Here is a 19,290-nt window from a genome sequence, read left to right as displayed (position 1 = left end):
GGGGGGGGGGGGGGGGGGGGGGGGCTACCGGCGCTACGGCTGCGGGTGCTCCTCACGCTTCGGCTCGGTCGCCGCCGGGCTCGCACCGGGCGTTCCGCTCGACGGGAACTGATCCGGCAGCCGGCGCAGCCTGCTGTTCATGTTCCGGATCAACAGCACGGTGCCGATCACGAGCACCAGGATGAGGAACAGGCCCATCGGGCCGGCGAGACCACCGGTCCTGGTGTCACCGAAGTTGTTCTGCGCGAGACTGTCGGCGAGCAGGGTGAGCGTGTTCATGCCCTAACGGTACCGCCCCGCCCGCCCCGTCCGGACCCCCCGATCACCCGCTACGCGCACACCGACTCCCGCACGCCGGCGAACAGGTCGTCCTCGGGATCGGAGCGCTCCACCAGACAACGGGCCAGCTCGTAGTCCTCGGTCGGCCACGTCTCACGCTGGATCTCGAGCGGCACCCGGAACCACGACCCGTCCGGGTCGACCTGGGTGGCGTGCGCGCGCAGCGCGTCGTCGCGCACCTCGAAGTACTCCCCGCAGGGCACCCGGGTGGTGACCCGGTGGCCCTTGTCGCGGGCCGGGTCCCACTTGGCCAGCCACTCGGCGTAGGGCGACTCGAGCCCGGCGGCGAGCATCGCCTCGTGCAGCGCCGTGGTCCGGGCCCGCGAGAAGCCCATGTGGTAGTAGAGCTTCAGCGGCTGCCACGGCTCGCCCAGGTCGGGGTAGCGCTCGGGGTCGCCGGCCGCCTCGAACGCCGCGACCGACACCTTGTGGCACATCACGTGGTCGGGGTGCGGGTAGCCGCCGTCCTCGTCGTACGTGGTGACGACGTGCGGGCGGAACTCGCGCATCACCTTGACCAGCGGCGCGGCCGCCTTCTCGACCGGCTCCAGCCCGAAGCAGCCCTCGGGCAGCGGCGGCAGCGGGTCGCCCTCCGGGAACCCGGAGTCCACGAAGCCCAGCCACTCCTGGCGCACACCGAGGATCGCGCGGGCGCGCTCCATCTCCTCCCGGCGGAGAGTGGCCATGTTCTCCCAGACGTCGGGGCGGTCGAGCTTGGGGTTGAGCACGCTGCCGCGCTCCCCGCCGGTGCATGTGACGACGAGCACATCCACGCCCTCGGCCACGTACTTCGCCATGGTCGCGGCGCCCTTGCTCGACTCGTCATCCGGGTGTGCGTGCACCGCCATGAGGCGCAACTGCTCGCCCACAGGTTCTCCTCGCCGTCGCTGCTGGAACAATGAAGTGGACCGCGGGAACGCGGACCACGAAACCGATCCATTGTGCCGGGCCGCCGTCACACACCGCTCCCCCGGCTCGCTCATTGTGCTCGTCCACACCGACAGATTCGACGAGGACCGTGTCAGACCGCGATTTGATCTCAGACGCATCGATCTTCCCGGCCGGCCGGTACGGCCGGCGCCGGGAGCGCCGCCCCGCCCGCCGGGGCGTGACGACGTTCTTCATGGTCGCCGGCGCCGTCGTCGGCCTGGTTCTCGCGATGACGCTCTACCAGCGCTACGGCACGCCGGACTACCGCCCGCAGGTGGTGCACTTCCAACTCGGCCCGGACCACACCACGCTGCGCTTCGAGGTGCACAAGGCGAAGGAAGGCCCGGCGACGTGCCACGTACGGGCCCGCAACCGCGCGGGCGCCGAGGTGGGAGCGGCCGACGTGCCGTTGCCCGCCGGCAACCCGGTCACGGTCACGTACACGCTGAAAACGAGCGGGCCGCCGGTGAGCGCCGAGGTGCCGGCGTGCCGGGCGGTGAGCCAATAGGGTTACCGGGTGCCGACGGACCGGTGACAACATTGGTACACGTTCGGTAATGACTGTCGCTGGTAAGTTGGTAGGTCTGAACCCGTCGGCCGCAGCAATCGGAGGAGATCTTCGGTGTCGATCAACGACCGTGGAGAAAACGCCACCTGGCTGTCGCAGGAAGCCTATGACCGGTTGAAGGCCGAACTGGATCAGCACATCGCGAACCGCCCCGTGATCGCCGCTGAGATCAACGCGCGGCGCGAGGAGGGCGACCTCAAGGAGAACGGTGGCTACCACGCCGCCCGCGAGGAGCAGGGGAAGCAGGAGGGCCGGATCCGGTACCTCGAGCAACTGCTGCGCGACGCCAAGGTGGGCGAGGCACCGAGGAGCGACGCGGTCGCCGCCGGCACGGTCGTCACGATCCGGTTCGACGAGGACGAGGACGACACCGAGACGTTCCTGCTCGGCTCGCGGGAGATCGCCTCCACCACCGAGCTGACCGTGTACAGCCCGGAGTCGGCGCTGGGCAAGGCGATCCTCGGGGCGCAAGCCGGTGACACCGTCACGTACAGCGCGCCGAGCGGTGCCGAGGTCAAGGTCACCGTCGTCTCGTTCGAGGCCTTCGCGGGCTGACCGCCCATCTTCGCGCCGACACGAGTGCGCGCGTCGATGTCGCCGGAATCAGGCCAGTGATCCGGTGAACGTCACAACGTGACCGGTGGAGCGCAGCGCGGTGACCAACCGGTCAGAGTGCTCGGCGCCCCGCGTCTCCACCGACAGCGCCACCTCGACCTCACCCAGCCGCAGCCGCGGGTCGTGCCGGCGGTGCTCCACGTCCAGGACGTTGGCCCCCTGCTCCGCGATCTCGCTCAGCAGTCGGGCGAGGTGGCCGGGGCTGTCGCCGCACCGCACGGTGAACGTGAGGTACCGGCCGGCCGCGGCGAGCCCGTGCTCGATGAGGCGCAGCATCAGCAGCGGGTCGATGTTGCCGCCGCTGAGTACGGCGACGGTGGGCGTCACCACCGGTACCACGCCGGCCAGCAGTGCGGCCACGGCGACCGCGCCCGCCGGCTCCACGACCTGCTTGCCGCGCTCCATCAGCATCAGCAGCGCCCGCGAGATGTCCTCTTCGGAGACCGTGACGACCTGGTCGACCAGCTTGCTCACGTGGGCGTACGTGATGTCGCCGGGGCGGCCGACCGCGATCCCGTCGGCGATCGTGCCGAACTTCGACAGCCGTACCGGTCGCCCGGACGCCAGGGACGGCGGGAAGGCCGCCGCGCCGGCCGCCTGTACGCCGACCACCCGGATGTCGGGCCGCACCGCCTTGATCGCCACGGCCACGCCCGCGATGAGCCCGCCGCCGCCGATCCCCACGACGATCGTGCGTACGTCGGGGCACTGCTCCAGCACCTCCAGGGCGATCGTGCCCTGCCCGGCGATGACGTCGGGGTGGTCGAACGGGTGGATGAACACCGCCCCGCTTTCCTCGGCGTACTCCTGCGCCGCCGCGAGCGACTCGTCGACGGTGCGGCCGACCAGCCGTACCGTCGCGCCGTACCCCTTGGTCGCCGCGATCTTCGGCAGCGGGGCACCGACAGGCATGAAGACCGTCGACTCGGTGTGCATCAGCCCGGCCGCCAACGCCACGCCCTGCGCGTGGTTGCCGGCGCTCGCCGCCACCACTCCCCTGGCCCGCTCGGCGTCCGACAGGCGGGCGATCCGCACGTACGCTCCACGGATCTTGAACGAGCCGGCCCGCTGGAGGTGCTCGCACTTCAGCCACGCGGGGCCGCCCAGCTTCGCCTGCAGCGGCCGGCACGGTTCGAGCGGGGTGTAGCGGATCACGCCGTCGAGTACCTCGCGCGCGGCCTCGACATCGGCGAGCGTCACCAACTCGGGTGCCAGGGTCATGTGGTCGATCGTGCCATCCGCCGCGGCAGCGGGCACGCGGAGGGCTCGGCGGAACCGGCCGGCCCCGCGGAGGCCCGGCGACGCCGGGCGGCCCCGCGGAGGGCTTGGCGACGCCGGCCGGGTCAGGAAACCCGGCTACGCTCCCGGACCCGTGGCCAGCCCGGCGCGTGCCGCCGCCACGGCGCGGCCGCCTCGATCTGGCCGGCGACCGCGAGCAGGGCCAGCTCGCTGCCGGGCCGCCCGATGAGCTGGACCGCGGCGGGCAGGCCGTCCCGGCGTACGCCCATCGGGACCACCACGCCCGGGAACCCGGCGATGTTCCAGGGCGCCGCGTACGGGGCGTAGCGCAGGCTGGAGATGACGTTGGCCTGCCAGGACCGGTTGTGCCAGTCGGCGGCGACCGGCGGCGCGGTCGCCAGCGCGGGGGTGACCAGGACGTCGTAGCGGCCGTCGGCGAACCAGTCGCGGCAGCGCTCCCGCCAGGCGGCCCGGTCGTCCTCGCGTACCAGGCGCGTGCGCAGCAACCGCTCGCCGAGGGCGATGTGGCGACGGGTACGCGGCTGCAGCGCGTACAGGTCGATCCCGGCGGCCGTAGCGTCGCGGTAGGCGATGGCGAACCAGGTGGCCAGCCCCCGCAGGCCCAGGGACACCGGGTACGCCGGGTCGGCGCGCTTCGCGTCGTGGCCGAGGCGTACCAGCAGCCGGGCGGCGGCGCCGGTGGCGCGGCAGGCGTCGCCGTCGGGGAAGACGCCCGCGACCGGTGAGCGCAGCGAGACCGCCACCCGCAGCCGGTCCGGCTCCACGAGCCGTTCGGGCGTGCGCCCGGCCAGGACCGCGAACCCGATGGCGGCGTCGGCGACGGTGGTGGCCAGGATGCCGTGCTCGGCCAGGCCGAACCAGTCGTCGGCGCCGATCCCGGAAGGCACCACGCCACGGCCGGGCTTGATGCCGACGAGGCCGCAGCACGCCGCCGGGATGCGGACCGATCCGAGGCCGTCGTTGCCGTGCGCGATCGGCACCAGGCCCGCGGCGACCGCGGCGGCTGCGCCGCCGGAAGAACCTCCGGCCGTACGGTCGGTGCGCCACGGATTGCGCGTGGTGGCGCTGGAGTCGTCGGTGGAGGCGAAGAGGCCCAGCTCCGGCATGCGCGTCGTGCCGACCACGACCGCACCGGCGCCGCGCAGCCGGCGTACCACCTCGTGGTCGTGCTCGGCGACCGGGCTGGCCGCCGCCTCGGAGCCGTTCCAGGTCCGCACGCCGACGACGGAGGTGTTCTCCTTGACCGCGACCGGCACCCCCGCGAGGGGCAGGTTGCCGAGGTCGGGCTGCTCGTCGACCGCCTCGGCCTCGAGCATCGCCTCCTCGGTACGGACCTGCCGGAACGCGTGCACGATCCGGTCGTAGGAATGGATGTGTTCGAGGTGGTCCGCGATCACCGCGGTGGCCGAGGTGTCACCCCGCCGCACCGCTCGCGCGATCTGGCGCGCGCTGGCGCCCACCCACGTTCCGGACTGGCCGAGCATCGCGCCCTCCCCTGAGTCGACGCCTGACTGTCTTAACGAACGAGCGCCTGTTCCAGGTCGGCCAACAGATCGTCGACCGTCTCGATCCCGACCGAGAGCCGCACCAGGTCGGCCGGCACCTCGAGCGGCGACCCGGCCGCGCTCGCGTGGGTCATCCGGCCCGGGTGCTCGATGAGCGACTCGACGCCGCCCAGCGACTCACCGAGGACGAACAGCTTCGCCCTGTTGCAGATGTCCACCGCCGCGGCCTCGCCACCGGCGGCACGGAAACTAATCATGCCCCCGAAGCGCCGCATCTGCTTGGTAGCGACGTCGTGCCCCGGGTGCTCGGGCAGACCGGGGTAGAGCACCTGGCTGACCGCGGGGTGTCCGAGCAGGAACTCGGCGACGCGCTCGGCGTTGTCGCAGTGCCGCTCCATCCTTACCCCGAGGGTCTTGATGCCGCGCAGGGTGAGCCAGGCGTCGAAGGGGCCGTTGATCGCGCCCATCGCGTTCTGGTGGTAGGCCAGCTCCTCGCCGAGGGCGGCGTCACCGACGACGAGGGCACCGCCGACGACATCGGAGTGGCCGCCGACGTACTTGGTGGTCGAGTGGACCACGACGTCGGCGCCGTGGGCGAGCGGCTGCTGCAGGTACGGCGAGGCGAACGTGTTGTCGACGACGAGCAGCGCGTCGTTGTCGTGCGCCACCCCGGCGAGCGTGGCGATGTCCGCGATGCCCAGCAGGGGGTTGGTCGGCGTCTCGGCCCAGATCACCTTGGTACGCGGCGTGATCGCCTTCCGGACGGCGTCGATGTCCGCGAGGTCGACCGGGGTGAACTCCAGACCCCAGCGCTGGGCGACCCGGGCGAAGAGGCGGTACGTGCCGCCGTACGCGTCGCCGGGGATCACCACGTGGTCGCCGGGCCGGCAGACGGTCCGTAGCAGGGTGTCCTCGGCGGCGAGGCCGCTGGCGAACGCCATCCCCCGGCGACCGCCCTCGATGGCGGCGAGGCACTCCTGGAGCGCGTCGCGGGTGGGGTTGCCGCTGCGGCTGTACTCGTACCCCAGCCGCGGCTGCCCGACCCCGTCCTGCGCGTACGTGCTGGTCTGGTAGATCGGCGGCACAACGGCCCCGGTGCGCGGATCGGGCTCCTGCCCGGCGTGGATCGCGAGCGTATCGAATCCGAACTGATGTTGGCCGTTCGTCATGGGTTGACACTATCCGCCGTTACGGTGATCGGCGTGACGGGATGCGTCTTCTGCGCCATCGTGGCGGGCACGGTTCCGGCGTTCGAGGTGGCGTCCGTTCCGGCCGCCGTGGCCTTCCTCGACACCCGGCCGGTGTTCAAGGGACACGTGCTGGTGGTGCCGCGCGAGCACCTCGTGACGCTGGCCGACGTACCCGGGTCGCTGCTGCCGGAGTACTTCTCCTTCGTGCAGCGGCTGTCGGTGGCGGTGGAGCAGGGGCTGGGCGCGGGCGGCACCTTCGTCGCGGCGAACAACAAGGTCTCGCAGTCGGTACCGCACCTGCACACGCACGTGGTGCCGCGCACCAAGGGCGACGGGCTGCGCGGCTTCTTCTGGCCGCGTACCAAGTACGCCTCGGATTCGGAGGCCGAGGAGTACGCCGCCCGGATCGCCGCCGCCCTCCCCTCCTGATCGCGTGATCGGGCCCACGGTGGGTCGTACGTCGATATCGGGGCATGCTTGGGGATGGACCCGCCCGATCGCGGGTCCGCCGTGAAGGGAGTGCGTCGTGTTCCTGCGCCAGAAGAAGCTGGACCTGCCCACCCCGGACGAGGCGCTGCCCGGCCGGGACACGCCCGTGCCGGTGGCCGCGCGCCACACGGTCCTCGGTACTCCCCTGACCGGCCCCTGGCCCGACGGCCACGAGGTCGCCGTGTTCGGCATGGGGTGCTTCTGGGGCGCCGAGCGGATCTTCTGGAGGCTGCCCGGCGTGTACTCGACCTCGGTCGGCTACGCCGGCGGGGTCACGCCCAACCCGACGTACGAGGAGACCTGCTCCGGACTCACCGGCCACGCCGAGGTGGTCCAGGTCGTCTTCGACCCGGCCGTCGTGTCGTACCAGCAGTTGCTCAAGGCGTTCTGGGAGAACCACGACCCGACCCAGGGCATGCGGCAGGGCAACGACATCGGCACCCAGTACCGCTCGGCCATCTACGCCACCACCGACGAGCAGCTGGCCGAGGCGTTCGCGTCCCGGGAGGCGTTCGCGCCGGTGGTGAATCAGGCGGGGTACGGCGAGATCACCACGGAGATCGCGAAGGCCGGCCCGTACTACTACGCCGAGGACTACCACCAGCAGTACCTGTCGGACGCCAAGAACCCCAACGGATACTGCAACCACGGCCCGAACGGGCTGAGCTGCCCGATCGGCGTCGCGAAGGTCGAGGAGTAGGCGACCGAAGGGTCGCGTTGGTTTTCTGGTCCCGCGGCCGCCGGACCGTCGAATTACCGGAAAGCCCAGCCTTACGGGATCGACGATCATGTCGCCACTCAGTGCGATTCTAAAAGCGCTCTAAGTTGATCAGCGACTCACGGTATCGATAAAGTTACCGTCATTTCCGGAAGTGACGATCCTCACGTCCGCGGTCCGGCGCGGCCCGCTCGGCGTTGACTCCCGATCGATCCTCGACCTTGACCTGCCGCTCTCGGGCAGGTCCGTCGGCGAGCGCGGCCGGAAATAGCATCGGTTAACGACCGGGCGTGAGCGCGGAGCAGTAATGGAGGCCACTCGACTGCTGCCGCGCCGGTCGCGCAACGTACTATGTTGTACGGAATTCGAGCCGGACACGGCGCATGCCGGTCCGGCTATTTCGCGGGCTCCGGCAGCCCCAGCAACACACCGGTATTACGGGGGACAATCGGGGAGGGAAAAGCACAACGATGACCGCTTCCGCCACACGGTCCTGGCAAGGCATCACCATCCCCGCTCCCGGCACCTACCTTCTCGACCAGAGGCACAAGCGGGTCGGTTTCCTGGCGCGACACATGATGGTCACCGGCGTACGGGGTCAGTTCGAAGAGGTGAACGCGCGGATCGTCGTGGGCGAGGACCCGCTGCAGTCCTCGGTGCGAGCCACCATGTGGGCGGCGAGCATCAACACCCAGCAGCCCGACCGGGACGCGCACGTCAGGAGCGGCGACTTCCTCGACGTGGAGAAGTACCCCACGCTGGAGTACCGCAGCACGGGGGTCAAGTGGCTGGGATCCAGCGACCCCATCTTCCAATGGGCCCGCCTGAAGACCCACCGGCCCGGCTACCAGGGCGGAGCCGGCAACATCCCGCACCAGGCCGCCAACACGCTCGGACGGTTCATCCTGACCGGCGAGTTGACGATCAAGGGCATCACACTGCCGGTCGACCTTCACGCGCAGTTCGGTGGGACTCATCGCGACCCCGAGGGATATGACATCTTCGGGTTCACCGCGACGGCGGAGATCAACCGTGAGGATTACGGCCTGCTCTGGAACGTAGCCCTCGAAACCGGTGGTGTCCTCCTCGCGAAGACGGTGCGGATCGAGATCGCCGCCGAGGCGTATCGCCAGCCACTCGGCGCCGGCCTCACGGGGTATGTCAAGGAGTACCCGGTCTACTAGCGGGCACGTCGGGTCAGAACGGCGGCGGACCGCTGCCGACCAGGCGAACGGCGGCATCCTGACCGGCGCCTTCGACGCCCGCCAGCACGACCTCACCGGTCTCGCCGGTCGGCAACTCGATAGGAAGGTTGGCCCCGACCGAGCCGACGAGGTCGGCGCCGGGATCATCGGGGCGGAAACTTCCGCTCCACGGCCGTGGACCGCCGGGTTCGGGCCGTCCGGAGCGGAGGGTCGCGATCCCCTGCTGCCGGGTGCCGTCGACCAGGACGAGAGTGGCCAGTCCTGCAAACGTCGCCATGGTTTTCCACCGTAGCGTGGTGGGGCCGGCCGCCGCCGGGTCGGTCGACCGATCCGCTCTGTCGGATCGCGGAGTCAGGAACCCGTCCCGATCCACACAACACCGATTCGAATTCTTTCGCGGGGACCACAGTCATCTCTCCACGCTCGACGATTACGTCGCAGCGGATTCACCGACACACAGCAATGCGCGCAATTCACTGACCAATGAGGACATTTTTTCGTTCGCCGCTTTCTGCGACTGCCAGTCCTGTCTGGGAATGTAGAAGTCCGAGAAGTTACGCCCTCCCCGATACATTTCACTCAGCAGTTCCGCCGCCTCTCGGAGACGCTCGGTCGCGGGTCGGTCGCTTTCGCTCAGGACCGCGCCGATTCCCCGGAACCGGTGGTACCAGGGCAGGCCGTCGTACCCTTCGCGCACAACAATGTCCGCGAGCCGCGGAACGAGCTCGAGAGCCGCCTGGATCCGCAGTTCGGGAGTGTCGGGGCTCATGGTGACGGCTCCGCTCGGAATGGTGGGCGTCGGGCGATGAAGACGAACTCACGCCTGGGCCGGTCGGGCGCGTCCCGGACGTCCACCACGACGAAACCCGCGGCCGCCAGGGATTCCTCGACCTCGACGCGGCTACGGAAGCGCAGCGTCGAGTCCGATGTGAACACCGCGCCGTCCCGCAGGAACATGAACGTCGATCGAAACGACACCAGGGCACCACTGACGTCCGTGACCTCGACCCACGTCTCCACACCACCGACGCCCGGGATGTCGGTGCGCTTGTGCGAATCCGGGCGGTTCCATCCGAGCCACGCCTTCTTCGCCGGGTCACGGGTTTCGAACACCAGGTGCCCACCCGGCCGGAGCGCGGCATAGGCGCTCCGCAGGGTCGAGGCCCAGTCATCATCGGTCAGGAAGACCTGTGCCACATTGGCGGTCATGGCGGCGAGGTCCACCTGCATCGGCGGCAACGTACTCGCGTCGCCGTGCAGCCAGCGGACCGCGTCCGCCCCGGGTTTGCCATGGGCGACGTCGAGCGACGCCCCGGCGGGCTCGACGCCGGTCACCTCGATGCCGCGCCTGGCGAGCAGGCAGGCGAAGGTACCTGTGCCGCAACCGATGTCGAGGACGGTACGGGCACCGAACTCGTCGACGATCGCACAGTACGCGTCGAGGTCGCTGCGGTCCGGGTCGAGCGGGTCGTAGACCTCGGCGAGCCGCGGCTCCTCGAAGATCGCATCAGCCATGGCGCGGAGGCTAATGCCGGACATCGCAGGTGGCGAGCCAGTTACTGCTTGACTACCGCGCGAGCGCCATCGCGGGACCCGTCGCCACGAGCCCGTTCACGATCAAATTACTTACTGCTACCACTCAAATGCTGTCCGAAGTCGACGGACGCGCGTAATTGCGCAATGTCTTATTCACGGTGTTCCGCTGGTACAGCGAATTGATATAGCGTGATGCGTCTCACCGGAAAGTGGGGTCCCCGCCATTCTTGATCGCCTATTACGCTCGGGCGGGCGGGAGACCCAGCCAAGAAGGCGAGGCTGCTCCCGAGACGTCAGGGAATCCGCCGGTGCGGCGGCGGCGACCACTGCTCAAGCCATGAAGCACGGGGAGGCACATGGTGCGAAAGAATCAAACCGGGCGCGGGCGAAGCCTGCGCATAGCAACGCGCGTCGGCGCCCTACTCGGCGCCGTCGCGCTCTCGACTGCCGTTTCCGGCATCGCGTACGCGCAATCGACCGAACCCGGCCCCGGCCTGCTGCCGGCGATCGGAGTGCGGGTGGAACTGCCCCTGCCGCCGATCCTCCAGCCGCCGCCGGAGAACCCGGCACCCCCGGAGAACCCCGCACCCCCGGAGAACCCACCGCCGGAGAACCCACCGCCGCCGGTCATCCCTCCGCTGCCGATTCCTCCGCTGCCGCTCCCACCGATCATCCCGCCGCCGGAGAACCCGGCCCCCCCGGAGAACCCCGCGCCGCCGGAGAACCCGGCACCCCCGGAGAACCCCGCGCCGCCGGAGAACCCACCGCCGGCCGAGCCGGGCCCGGGTACGCCGGGTGGTGGCACCGGTGGTGGATCGGGCAACGGCACCGGCCCGGCGCCGGTGCGCAACCCGGTTCAGGCGGCCCCGGCCCAGTCACTGCCGACTACCGGTAGCGACGTGGCGAGCATCGTCACCGCGGGCGGCCTGCTGACCGCCGGCGGCCTGGTGCTGCTGCTGGCCGGGCGGCGTCGTCGGGCCGGCGCCTGACCGTTCCATCGTGGATGCCCGCGGCGAGCCTGACGGCTCGCCGCGGGCATCTCGCTTTGTGAAGCGGATCCGTCCCGAGCCGTGGCGATCGAAGTCGATGGACGGGACACTCGCTGGTAACCTGCCTGCTCGTGAGCGAGGTTCCGGGTACTGGTAACCCCACCGAGGGTCAGGGCGGCTACGGGCCGTTCCAGAGCAAGCCTGGCGAGGCGCCGCCCCCCGGCGCCGGCCCGGCGGCCGAACCATCGGCGCAGCAGCCGGCCGCCGCGCCGCAGCCCGAACCGGGCGTATGGTCACAGCCCGCGCCGGCGGCGAACGACCCGTGGTCGCTGTTCCCGGAGGATAGGCCCGGTTCCCCGTCGTGGCAGCCCCGGATCGTGCCGACGCCGAAGCCGTCCCGCAAGCGCATCGTCATGGCCGCGATCGCCGGAGCGCTCGCCGGGCTGGTCGTCTTCGGCCCGACCGGCTACTTCGTCGGATACACAACGGCGCCGGCTCCCGCACCGAAGCCGACGGCTCCCACCCCGGGCGCCACCTCGTCGCTCGCAGCGTTCGAGCGCACGCAACTGCGGCTCAACAAGCCGAAGTTCGGCGCCGACCTGGAGCCCATCGCGAACTCCTGGATGCCGTGGGTCGCGAACTGCGCCAAGAGCGGGGACAAGGACGGGCCGCAGCTCAACGCCGGCGAAGAGGCCCGGGTGAGCTGCCGGTACCCCAACATCACCGTCTTCTTCGTCAAGTACAAGTCAACCGACGAACGGGACAAGGCGTACGCGAAGTACCTGCCCCAGAACATCGACGCCAAGCAGCTCACCCCCGGGGTGGCCGAGCCGTCGACGAAGAGGACGACGTCCGGCTCGGTGAACGGCCGCTACATCGAGTTCGCGTACAAGACGGGCACCGAGCCCGATCCCAGGCCGGTGTGCGGCGTGTGGTGGTCGGACGAGAAGGCTCCGGTCGCCGCGTACATGCTGTCGTTCTGGGGCGACGGGATGGGTGAGAGCTGGGATCCGATGCGCGACGTGTGGCGCCGGTACAGCTGAGACCGGCGCGGAGGACGCTTCGCGCAGAGCGAAACCGAGACGGGCATCAATCGTCGCGGCGGGGCAGTTGCCACCGACATGGAGCCGCAGAACATCCCGACCGACGCGGAGGCCCTCGACGCCTACAGCCGCGCGGTGTCCGGTGTGGCGACGACCCTCCTGCCGAGCGTCGCGAGCCTCGCCGTGGTCAGCCCGCGCGGCCAGGGTGCGGGCTCCGGCGTACTGTTCACCGCCGACGGGTTCATGCTCACCAGCGCCCACGTGGTGGCCGACTCGAGCGGCGGCAACGCCGAGTTCACCTCCGGCGAGGAGACGCGCTTCGACGTCGTCGGCGCCGACCCCCTCGCTGACCTGGCCGTCCTGCGGGTACCGGGGTCGCCCGGCCCACCGGCCACCCTCGGCGACGCGGACTCGCTGCGGATCGGCCAACTCGTCATCGCGGTCGGCAACCCGATGGGGCTGGCCGGCTCGCTGACGGCCGGCGTGGTCAGCGCCCTGGGCCGGTCGCTGCCGGTACGCAGTGGCCGGCACGTCCGCCTCATCGACGACGTCATCCAGACCGACGCCGCGCTCAACCCCGGCAACTCCGGCGGGGCGCTGGCCGACTCCGCCGGGCGGGTCGTCGGGATCAACACCGCGGTCGCCGGGTACGGGCTGGGCCTTGCCGTGCCGATCAACTCGACGACCAGGTACATCATCTCGGAACTGATCGGCGAGGGGCGGGTACGGCGGGCCTGGCTCGGCGTCGCCGGTGCGCCTGCCCCGCTGCCGCCGCACCTGGCCGACCGGCTCTGCCAGCGTCGGGGGCTGCGCCTGGTCGAGGTCGTACCGGGTAGCCCCGCCGCGCGGGCCGGCCTGTACCTCGGCGACGTGATGATCACCGCCGGCGGCGGCCCGGTCCGCGGCGTACAGGACGTCCAGCGGCTCATGCTGGGGCCGGCCATCGGCACCCGGCTGCCGATCACGGTGCTGCGCCGGGGCGCCCTCGTGGACGTGGTCGCGATCCCCGAACCACTCCCGTAGGCCGCCCCAGCCCGCTGGATCAGGACAGGAAGCTGAGCAGGTCCTGCCGGGTGATGACGCCGCGCGGCTTGCCGTCGACGAGCACGATCGCCGCGTCGGACTTCTCGAGCATGGCCACCGCCTCTGCCACCGGCTGGCCGCCGCCGACCATCGGCAGCGGCTCTGCCATGTGCTTCTCGAGCATGTCGTGCAGGTGCGCCTGACCGGTGAACAGCGCGTCGAGCAGGTCGCGCTCGGCGATCGAGCCGGCCACCTCGCCGGTCACGACCGGCGGCTCGGCCTTCAGCACGGGCAGCTGTGACACCCCGTACTCGCGCATGATGTCGATCGCCTCGCGCACCGTCTCACTGGGGTGGACGTGCACCATCTCCGGGATCTGGCCGCCCTTGCGGGCCAGGACGTCGGCCACGGTCGCGCCGGTCTCGTCGCTGCTCAGGAAGCCGTACCGGGTCATCCAGGCGTCGTTGAAAATCTTGGACAGGTACCCCCGGCCGCCGTCGGGTAGCAGCACCACGACCACGTCGTCCGGGTCGGCGCGGCGCGCCACCTCGAGCGCCGCGGCGACCGCCATCCCGCACGAGCCACCGACCAGCAGGCCCTCCTCGCGGGCCAGCCGCCGGGTGAGGATGAACGACTCCTTGTCGGAGACCTCGATGATCTCGTCGCAGATGCCCCGGTCGTACGTCTCCGGCCAGAAGTCCTCGCCGACGCCCTCGACCAGGTACGGCCGGCCGGTGCCGCCGGAGTAGACCGAGCCCTCCGGGTCCGCGCCGATGATCTTGACGCTACCGCCGGAGGCTTCCCGCAGGTACCGGCCGATCCCCGAGATCGTGCCCCCGGTGCCGACGCCGGCGACGAAGTGGGTGATCCGCCCGCCGGTCTGGTCCCAGAGCTCCGGCCCGGTCTGCTCGTAGTGCGACACGGGGTTGTTCGGGTTGGAGTACTGGTCGGGCTTCCACGCCCCCGGGATCTCGCGGGCCAGCCGGTCGGAGACGTTGTAGTACGAGCGCGGGTCCTCGGGCGCGACCGCGGTCGGGCAGACGACCACCTCGGCGCCGTACGCCCGCAGGACGTTCTGCTTGTCCTCGCTGACCTTGTCCGGGCAGACGAAGACGCAGCGGTATCCGCGCAGCTGGGCCACCAGGGCGAGCCCGACCCCCGTGTTGCCGCTGGTCGGCTCGACGATCGTGCCGCCCGGCTTGAGCAGCCCGGCCTTCTCGGCCTCCTCGATCATCCGGAGCGCGATGCGGTCCTTCACGCTTCCGCCGGGATTGAAGTACTCGACCTTGGCAAGCACCGTGGCGGAGATGCCCTCGGTGACGTTGCGGAGGCGGACCAGTGGCGTGTTGCCGATCAACTCGACGACGTTGTCGTAGTAGCGCACGGGCGCCAGCCTAGCGCCGAACCCTATGCCGACCGGCGGTAGCCCTGACGGCGACGCCCGGTGCCCGGCACGGTCTCCCCGGGAATGGTCACCGCCCGCTGCCGCTCCCAGGTCAGGAACCGCTCGGTCTCGTCCAGGACCGCGCCGGCGAACCAGGCCGCGACCGCGGCGTCGTCGAGCAGCCCGAAGAGCAGGAAGACCGCCTCGGGTACGGCGTCGATCGGCGAGACGATGTACAGCCCGGCGACCGCCATCATCGCCAGGCGGGAGCCGCCGTCGTACTCCCCGCGCACGGTGGCGCCGATCATCCTGGGTATCGCCGCGAGCCGTCGACCCAGGCCGGGCGTGCCCGGCTTGAAGACCCGCAGCAGGGCCGTCCAGGCCAACCGCCGTCGCAGCGTACCCGCCATCGCGCACCTCATCGCCATCGTTGTCGCGTCGGTGAACATCTGCCGTCCCGAATGGGGCGACCCGTCAATGGTGCCTCGGGCGCGCCAGCCCGGCACGGCGCCGGCGCGCGAGCGGGGCCACCCGGTCGGATGATCGCAACCACCGCGACCGGTACCGGCGGAACGTGACAGGGCGCGGGACAATGGGTCATGGATCTCGATGCCGCCCGCGCGGTTGTCGCGGAGCAACACCACGCCGTACTCGCCACGATGCGCGCCGATGGCACGCCGCAGATGTCGCCGGTCCTGGTGGCCGTCGACCCCGACGGATCCCTCGTCATCAGCAGCCGGCAGACCGCCTACAAGGTACGCAATCTGCGTCGCGACCCGCGGGCGTACGTCTGCGTGCTGCCGGACGCCTTCTTCGGTCGCTGGGTACAGATCGAGGGCGAAGCCACGGTCGTCGACCTGCCGGAGGCGATGGAGCAGCTGGTCGACTACTACCGACAACTCTCCGGCGAGCACCCGAACTGGGACGACTACCGCGCTGCGATGGAGCGGGAGCAACGGGTCATCGTCCGAATTACTCCAAACCGGGCTGGTCCCGACCATTCCGGATGACAGCGCCGCAGCCGCTATCGTCGGACACTCGTGTTACGAAGGGAAACCGCACGGGCACTCAGACAGGTGCGCTGCGCAGCTGAACGATGATTAAGGATGCGAGCAGGGGGGACCGATGACGCAGACGACCAGACACGTACGCCGAATCGCTACCGCGGGCGCCTTCGGTGCCGGCAGCATCACGGCGGTCGGAGCGGCGCTGACCGGTCTCGTCATCGGACAGGCCATGCTCGCGCGGCGCATCATCCCGATGGCCGAGGCCCCGCCGCCCCGCTGCGACGGCAGGTACGGCACCGACCACGACGGCGAGCCCCTCACGGTCGTGGTGCTCGGAGACTCGACCGCCGCCGGCTACGGCGCGGACTCCGCCCGCAAAACCCCCGGCGGACTGGTAGCGGCGGGGCTGGCCGAACAGCTTCGGCGCCCCGTCACGCTGCACTGCCTCGCCGTCGTGGGCTCCGAGTCCCGGGGCCTCGACCCGCAGGTCGAGCGGGCCCTCGAGCTCGGCCCCGACGTGGCTCTCATCCTGATCGGCGGCAACGACGTGACCCACCGCCGGCCGGTCAGCGAGGCCATCCGCCACCTCCTCCAGGCGGTACGGGCGTTACGGCAGGCCGGCGCCGAGGTCGTCGTCGGCACCTGCCCCGACCTGGGCACGATCCAGCCGCTCCAACCGCCGCTGCGCTGGATGGCCCGCCGGTGGAGCCGCCAGCTCGCCGCCGCCCAGACGGTGGCCGTGGTCCAGGCCGGTGCGCGTACGGTCTCGCTGGCCGACCTGCTTGGCCCCGCCTTCACCGCCGAGCCGGACCGGATGTTCGCCTGGGACCGGTTCCACCCCTCCGGGGACGGGTACGCGGTGGCCGCCGCGGCGATCCTGCCGACGGTGGTGGCCGCGTTGACCGACGACGACCGGCACGGCCGCAGCGGCCTGCGCCGGGGCGAGGGCGTGCGCAGCCTGGCGGACGCCGCCATCGAAGCGGTTGAGCGCGCCGGTACCGAGGTCAGCGCGGCCCAGGTTGCCGGGCGGGACCGCGGCCCGGCCGGGGCGTGGGCGCAGTTGCGGCGGCGGGTGTGGCGCCGGACGGAGCATCCCACCGATCCGTCGCACGTACGCTTGCAGCAGGAACAGCAGGCTTCCGGGTGGAGTAGTGCATGACCGAGCAAAACAACAAGCTCAATACCTCGGTACCTCATGGCGTCGCCGACACCAGCGGGCGGGCGTCATGAGCGTCCTCCGGAGACTCGGGCAGGCGGCGGTGCTCACCGCGATCGCCGGCACCGTCGGCGGCGCGGCGGTCATCGCCGGCCAGGCGGTGCTGGCGCGCGGTCGCCGGTACGCGCAGCCCGACCTACGCCTGGCCATGCGCGCCTCGCTCGGTGACGCCTCGGGGCCGACCCTTCGGCTGGTGCTGCTGGGCGACTCGACCGCCCTCGGGGTGGGCGTCGAACGGGTGACCGACACCGTCGGCGGCCAGCTCGCGCTGCTGCTGACCGAGGAGCCGGACGGCCGGTGGGTGGAGCTGTCCAGCGTGGCGGTGTCCGGATCGCGCTCCGCCGACCTCGCCACCCAGGTGGCTCGGGCCCTGGTGGGCACGCGGCCGGACGTCGCGGTGATCCTCGTGGGCGGCAACGACGCGATCCACTTCACGCCGCCGGCCGAGGCCGCCGACGACCTGGCCTCGGCGGTACGCCGGCTGCGCGCCGCCGGGGTGGCGGTCGTCGTCGGTACCTGCCCGGACCTGGGCGCGGCCCGCGCGTTCGCGCCACCGCTGCGCCAGATCCTCGGCTGGCAGGCGCGGCGGCTGGCCAGGGTGCAGGAGACCGCCGTGGATGGCGTCGGCGGAGTGCCGGTCGACCTGGCCGCGCAGACCGGCGCGGTGTTTCGGGCCGACGCCGGCGCGTACTGCCACGACGGCTACCACCCCTCCGCCGACGGGTACCGGGTCTGGGCCCACGCGCTGCTGCCCGCGGTGACCGAGGCGGCCGCCGTACCGCGGTGATCGGCGTTCTTCCCCGCACAGTGACGAAGTCGACTTACCGACGGGTAGCCACACGGGTAACGTGACCGGCATGCCCGAAGCCGTCATTGTCGCGACCGCCCGGTCCCCCATCGGCCGCGCGTTCAAGGGATCACTGCGCGAGGTTCGCCCCGACGATCTCGCCGCCACCATCGTCAACGCCGCTCTCGCCAAGGTGCCCCAGCTCGACCCGCGGGAGATCGACGACCTCTACCTCGGGTGCGGTCTGCCCGGTGGTGAGCAGGGGTTCAACATGGCCCGGGTGGTGTCGGTGCTGGCCGGCTACGACCACCTGCCCGGCGCGACCGTGAACCGGTACTGCTCCTCGTCGCTGCAGACCACCCGGATGGCGCTCCACGCGATCAAGGCCGGCGAGGGGGACGTGTTCGTCTCCGCCGGCGTGGAGATGGTCTCCCGGTACGCCCGGGGCAACTCGGACAGCCTGCCCGCGGAGGCCAAGGCCGCCGTCGGGGGCGGCTGGGAGAACCCGGCGTTCGCCGAGGCCGGCGCCCGTACCGAGAAGCGGGCCCAGGCCGGCGCGCCCACCTGGACCGACCCGCGCGAGTCCGGCGAGCTGCCCGACATCTACATCTCGATGGGCCAGACCGCCGAGAACCTCGCCCAGATCTGCGACGTCTCCCGCGAAGAGATGGACCAGTTCGGCGTACGCAGCCAGAACCTCGCCGAGAAGGCGATCGCCGACGGCTTCTGGGCCCGTGAGATCACTCCCGTGACGACGCCGTCCGGCGACGTCGTGTCGACCGACGACGGACCGCGCGCGGGCGTCACGTACGAGGCGGTGGCCGGGCTCAAGCCGGTGTTCCGCCCCGACGGGCGGGTCACCGCCGGCAACTGCTGCCCCCTCAACGACGGGGCCGCCGCCGTGGTGGTCATGTCCGACACCAGGGCCCGGGAGCTGGGCATCACGCCGCTGGCCCGGATCGTGTCCACCGGCGTGACCGCGATGTCGCCGGAGATCATGGGCATCGGCCCGGTCGAGGCGTCGAAGCAGGCCCTCGCCCGCGCCGGGATGAGCATCGACGACGTGGACCTGGTCGAGATCAACGAGGCGTTCGCCGCGCAGGTCATCCCCTCGTACCAGCAGTTGGGCCTCCCGCTGGAGAAGGTCAACGTGATGGGCGGGGCGATCGCGGTCGGCCACCCGTTCGGCATGACCGGGGCCCGGATCACCGGCACCCTGCTCAACGCGCTGAACTGGCACGACAAGACCATCGGCCTGGAGACGATGTGCGTCGGCGGCGGCCAGGGCATGGCGATGGTGCTGGAGCGCCTGTCCTGACGTCCGATCTACCAGAAACGGCGGCCCGGGAACGTTCCCGGGCCGCCGTTGCCGCTACCGGGATCGTCCGTAGTGCTCCGGCCTTCAGGCCGGGGGTGAAGCGGACTCTCCCGCGTAGCGGGGCAGGGAAAGCCGATCCGCCGCCAAGGTGGATAGGCGTCGGGACCC

Annotated in this window: 22 protein-coding genes; 12 read left to right on the top strand and 10 right to left on the bottom strand. The window is 71.1% G+C overall.

From position 1 onward, the window contains the following. Positions 1 to 33: 33 nt before the first annotated feature. Both Pme01_RS15465 and mca read right to left on the bottom strand, forming a co-directional pair. Positions 34 to 279 (bottom strand): hypothetical protein, encoded by a 246-nt coding sequence (locus tag Pme01_RS15465; protein ID WP_168116322.1) that lies wholly within the window; start codon positions 277 to 279, stop codon positions 34 to 36. Between the two features lie 50 nt (positions 280 to 329). After that, positions 330 to 1,208: a mycothiol conjugate amidase Mca gene (gene mca / locus Pme01_RS15460; RefSeq protein WP_168116321.1), complete on the bottom strand. Its 879-nt coding sequence runs from the start codon at positions 1,206 to 1,208 to the stop codon at positions 330 to 332. 164 nt (positions 1,209 to 1,372) lie between these two features. Here mca and Pme01_RS15455 point away from each other — a divergent pair, with 164 nt between their 5' ends. Further along, complete coding sequence (locus tag Pme01_RS15455) at positions 1,373 to 1,777, top strand: DUF4307 domain-containing protein (RefSeq protein ID WP_168116320.1); 405 nt, start codon at positions 1,373 to 1,375, stop codon at positions 1,775 to 1,777. A gap of 120 nt (positions 1,778 to 1,897) precedes the next feature. Continuing rightward, positions 1,898 to 2,392, top strand: a complete 495-nt coding sequence (gene greA, locus Pme01_RS15450; RefSeq protein WP_168116338.1) for a transcription elongation factor GreA — start codon at positions 1,898 to 1,900, stop codon at positions 2,390 to 2,392. Positions 2,393 to 2,440: 48 nt separating this feature from the next. Here the strand turns inward: greA and ilvA are convergent, their stop codons facing one another. The 3 genes from ilvA to Pme01_RS15435 all read right to left on the bottom strand — a co-directional run bounded on the left by ilvA (position 2,441) and on the right by Pme01_RS15435 (position 6,386). Further along, positions 2,441 to 3,673, bottom strand: coding sequence for a threonine ammonia-lyase (ilvA, locus tag Pme01_RS15445; RefSeq protein WP_168116319.1), 1,233 nt, complete (start codon positions 3,671 to 3,673; stop codon positions 2,441 to 2,443). A 122-nt stretch (positions 3,674 to 3,795) separates the two neighbouring features. After that, the gene (locus Pme01_RS15440; protein ID WP_168116318.1) at positions 3,796 to 5,196 is read right to left on the bottom strand and encodes an amidase; all 1,401 of its coding nucleotides are present in this window, start codon (positions 5,194 to 5,196) and stop codon (positions 3,796 to 3,798) included. Between the two features lie 32 nt (positions 5,197 to 5,228). After that, positions 5,229 to 6,386 carry a cystathionine gamma-synthase gene (locus Pme01_RS15435; RefSeq protein ID WP_168116317.1) on the bottom strand — a complete coding sequence of 386 codons (1,158 nt, stop codon included), beginning with the start codon at positions 6,384 to 6,386 and terminating at the stop codon, positions 5,229 to 5,231. 33 nt (positions 6,387 to 6,419) lie between these two features. Between Pme01_RS15435 and Pme01_RS15430 the strand changes: the two genes are divergently transcribed. From Pme01_RS15430 to Pme01_RS15420, 3 genes are all read left to right on the top strand, one after another. Further along, the gene (locus Pme01_RS15430; protein WP_168116316.1) at positions 6,420 to 6,836 is read left to right on the top strand and encodes an HIT family protein; all 417 of its coding nucleotides are present in this window, start codon (positions 6,420 to 6,422) and stop codon (positions 6,834 to 6,836) included. 97 nt (positions 6,837 to 6,933) lie between these two features. Continuing rightward, on the top strand, positions 6,934 to 7,596 hold the full coding sequence (gene msrA / locus Pme01_RS15425) for a peptide-methionine (S)-S-oxide reductase MsrA (RefSeq protein WP_168116315.1): 663 nt from the start codon (positions 6,934 to 6,936) through the stop codon (positions 7,594 to 7,596). Positions 7,597 to 8,084: 488 nt separating this feature from the next. Beyond that, the gene (locus tag Pme01_RS15420; RefSeq protein ID WP_168116314.1) at positions 8,085 to 8,798 is read left to right on the top strand and encodes a YceI family protein; all 714 of its coding nucleotides are present in this window, start codon (positions 8,085 to 8,087) and stop codon (positions 8,796 to 8,798) included. A 13-nt stretch (positions 8,799 to 8,811) separates the two neighbouring features. Here the strand turns inward: Pme01_RS15420 and Pme01_RS15415 are convergent, their stop codons facing one another. The 3 genes from Pme01_RS15415 to Pme01_RS15405 form a co-directional block, all read right to left on the bottom strand. Continuing rightward, positions 8,812 to 9,096 carry a hypothetical protein gene (locus Pme01_RS15415; protein ID WP_168116313.1) on the bottom strand — a complete coding sequence of 95 codons (285 nt, stop codon included), beginning with the start codon at positions 9,094 to 9,096 and terminating at the stop codon, positions 8,812 to 8,814. A gap of 153 nt (positions 9,097 to 9,249) precedes the next feature. Then, the gene (locus Pme01_RS15410) at positions 9,250 to 9,588 is read right to left on the bottom strand and encodes a hypothetical protein (RefSeq protein ID WP_168116312.1); all 339 of its coding nucleotides are present in this window, start codon (positions 9,586 to 9,588) and stop codon (positions 9,250 to 9,252) included. Continuing rightward, a complete protein-coding gene (locus Pme01_RS15405; RefSeq protein WP_168116311.1) occupies positions 9,585 to 10,334 on the bottom strand; it encodes a class I SAM-dependent methyltransferase in 750 nt (249 codons plus the stop codon). The genes Pme01_RS15410 and Pme01_RS15405 overlap by 4 nt, the downstream gene beginning before the upstream one ends. A gap of 539 nt (positions 10,335 to 10,873) precedes the next feature. Here Pme01_RS15405 and Pme01_RS31510 point away from each other — a divergent pair. The 3 genes from Pme01_RS31510 to Pme01_RS15390 all read left to right on the top strand — a co-directional run bounded on the left by Pme01_RS31510 (position 10,874) and on the right by Pme01_RS15390 (position 13,410). Further along, positions 10,874 to 11,344 carry an LPXTG cell wall anchor domain-containing protein gene (locus Pme01_RS31510; protein ID WP_168116310.1) on the top strand — a complete coding sequence of 157 codons (471 nt, stop codon included), beginning with the start codon at positions 10,874 to 10,876 and terminating at the stop codon, positions 11,342 to 11,344. 131 nt (positions 11,345 to 11,475) lie between these two features. Then, positions 11,476 to 12,387, top strand: a complete 912-nt coding sequence (locus tag Pme01_RS15395; RefSeq protein ID WP_168116309.1) for a hypothetical protein — start codon at positions 11,476 to 11,478, stop codon at positions 12,385 to 12,387. Positions 12,388 to 12,465: 78 nt separating this feature from the next. Then, positions 12,466 to 13,410, top strand: a complete 945-nt coding sequence (locus tag Pme01_RS15390; protein WP_168116308.1) for a S1C family serine protease — start codon at positions 12,466 to 12,468, stop codon at positions 13,408 to 13,410. A 19-nt stretch (positions 13,411 to 13,429) separates the two neighbouring features. Here the strand turns inward: Pme01_RS15390 and Pme01_RS15385 are convergent, their stop codons facing one another. Next, on the bottom strand, positions 13,430 to 14,794 hold the full coding sequence (locus Pme01_RS15385) for a cystathionine beta-synthase (RefSeq protein WP_168116307.1): 1,365 nt from the start codon (positions 14,792 to 14,794) through the stop codon (positions 13,430 to 13,432). Between the two features lie 23 nt (positions 14,795 to 14,817). Next, on the bottom strand, positions 14,818 to 15,204 hold the full coding sequence (locus Pme01_RS15380; RefSeq protein ID WP_168116306.1) for a YkvA family protein: 387 nt from the start codon (positions 15,202 to 15,204) through the stop codon (positions 14,818 to 14,820). A 189-nt stretch (positions 15,205 to 15,393) separates the two neighbouring features. On the opposite strand from Pme01_RS15380, the gene Pme01_RS15375 reads away from it, so the two are divergent. The 4 genes from Pme01_RS15375 (at position 15,394) to Pme01_RS15360 (ending at position 19,122) form a co-directional block, all read left to right on the top strand. Further along, on the top strand, positions 15,394 to 15,804 hold the full coding sequence (locus Pme01_RS15375) for a PPOX class F420-dependent oxidoreductase (protein ID WP_168116305.1): 411 nt from the start codon (positions 15,394 to 15,396) through the stop codon (positions 15,802 to 15,804). Between the two features lie 115 nt (positions 15,805 to 15,919). Next, positions 15,920 to 16,960, top strand: coding sequence for an SGNH/GDSL hydrolase family protein (locus Pme01_RS15370; protein WP_168116304.1), 1,041 nt, complete (start codon positions 15,920 to 15,922; stop codon positions 16,958 to 16,960). 67 nt (positions 16,961 to 17,027) lie between these two features. Beyond that, entirely contained in the window at positions 17,028 to 17,804 is a 777-nt protein-coding gene (locus Pme01_RS15365; RefSeq protein ID WP_168116303.1) for an SGNH/GDSL hydrolase family protein, read from the top strand. 70 nt (positions 17,805 to 17,874) lie between these two features. Next, positions 17,875 to 19,122 (top strand): acetyl-CoA C-acetyltransferase, encoded by a 1,248-nt coding sequence (locus tag Pme01_RS15360; protein ID WP_168116302.1) that lies wholly within the window; start codon positions 17,875 to 17,877, stop codon positions 19,120 to 19,122. The last annotated feature ends 168 nt before the right edge of the window (positions 19,123 to 19,290 follow it).

The organism is Planosporangium mesophilum (genome assembly GCF_016863255.1).
Taxonomy (GTDB): domain Bacteria; phylum Actinomycetota; class Actinomycetes; order Mycobacteriales; family Micromonosporaceae; genus Planosporangium; species Planosporangium mesophilum.
Note: the sequence above shows the minus strand (reverse complement) of the source record. Positions and strands in the feature narration are given on the sequence as shown.

What these genes read in the sequence shown, in the direction of transcription:
- Pme01_RS15465 (WP_168116322.1), bottom strand. Translation starts at nt 279, where the DNA reads ATGAACACGCTCACCCTGCTCGCCGACAGTCTCGCGCAGAACAACTTC.
- ilvA (WP_168116319.1), bottom strand. Translation starts at nt 3,673, where the DNA reads ATGACCCTGGCACCCGAGTTGGTGACGCTCGCCGATGTCGAGGCCGCG.
- Pme01_RS15440 (WP_168116318.1), bottom strand. Translation starts at nt 5,196, where the DNA reads ATGCTCGGCCAGTCCGGAACGTGGGTGGGCGCCAGCGCGCGCCAGATC.
- Pme01_RS15435 (WP_168116317.1), bottom strand. Translation starts at nt 6,386, where the DNA reads ATGACGAACGGCCAACATCAGTTCGGATTCGATACGCTCGCGATCCAC.
- Pme01_RS15420 (WP_168116314.1), top strand. Translation starts at nt 8,085, where the DNA reads ATGACCGCTTCCGCCACACGGTCCTGGCAAGGCATCACCATCCCCGCT.
- Pme01_RS15415 (WP_168116313.1), bottom strand. Translation starts at nt 9,096, where the DNA reads ATGGCGACGTTTGCAGGACTGGCCACTCTCGTCCTGGTCGACGGCACC.
- Pme01_RS15410 (WP_168116312.1), bottom strand. Translation starts at nt 9,588, where the DNA reads ATGAGCCCCGACACTCCCGAACTGCGGATCCAGGCGGCTCTCGAGCTC.
- Pme01_RS15405 (WP_168116311.1), bottom strand. Translation starts at nt 10,334, where the DNA reads ATGGCTGATGCGATCTTCGAGGAGCCGCGGCTCGCCGAGGTCTACGAC.
- Pme01_RS15390 (WP_168116308.1), top strand. Translation starts at nt 12,466, where the DNA reads ATGGAGCCGCAGAACATCCCGACCGACGCGGAGGCCCTCGACGCCTAC.
- Pme01_RS15380 (WP_168116306.1), bottom strand. Translation starts at nt 15,204, where the DNA reads ATGGCGGGTACGCTGCGACGGCGGTTGGCCTGGACGGCCCTGCTGCGG.
- Pme01_RS15375 (WP_168116305.1), top strand. Translation starts at nt 15,394, where the DNA reads ATGGATCTCGATGCCGCCCGCGCGGTTGTCGCGGAGCAACACCACGCC.
- Pme01_RS15370 (WP_168116304.1), top strand. Translation starts at nt 15,920, where the DNA reads ATGACGCAGACGACCAGACACGTACGCCGAATCGCTACCGCGGGCGCC.
- Pme01_RS15365 (WP_168116303.1), top strand. Translation starts at nt 17,028, where the DNA reads ATGAGCGTCCTCCGGAGACTCGGGCAGGCGGCGGTGCTCACCGCGATC.
- Pme01_RS15360 (WP_168116302.1), top strand. Translation starts at nt 17,875, where the DNA reads ATGCCCGAAGCCGTCATTGTCGCGACCGCCCGGTCCCCCATCGGCCGC.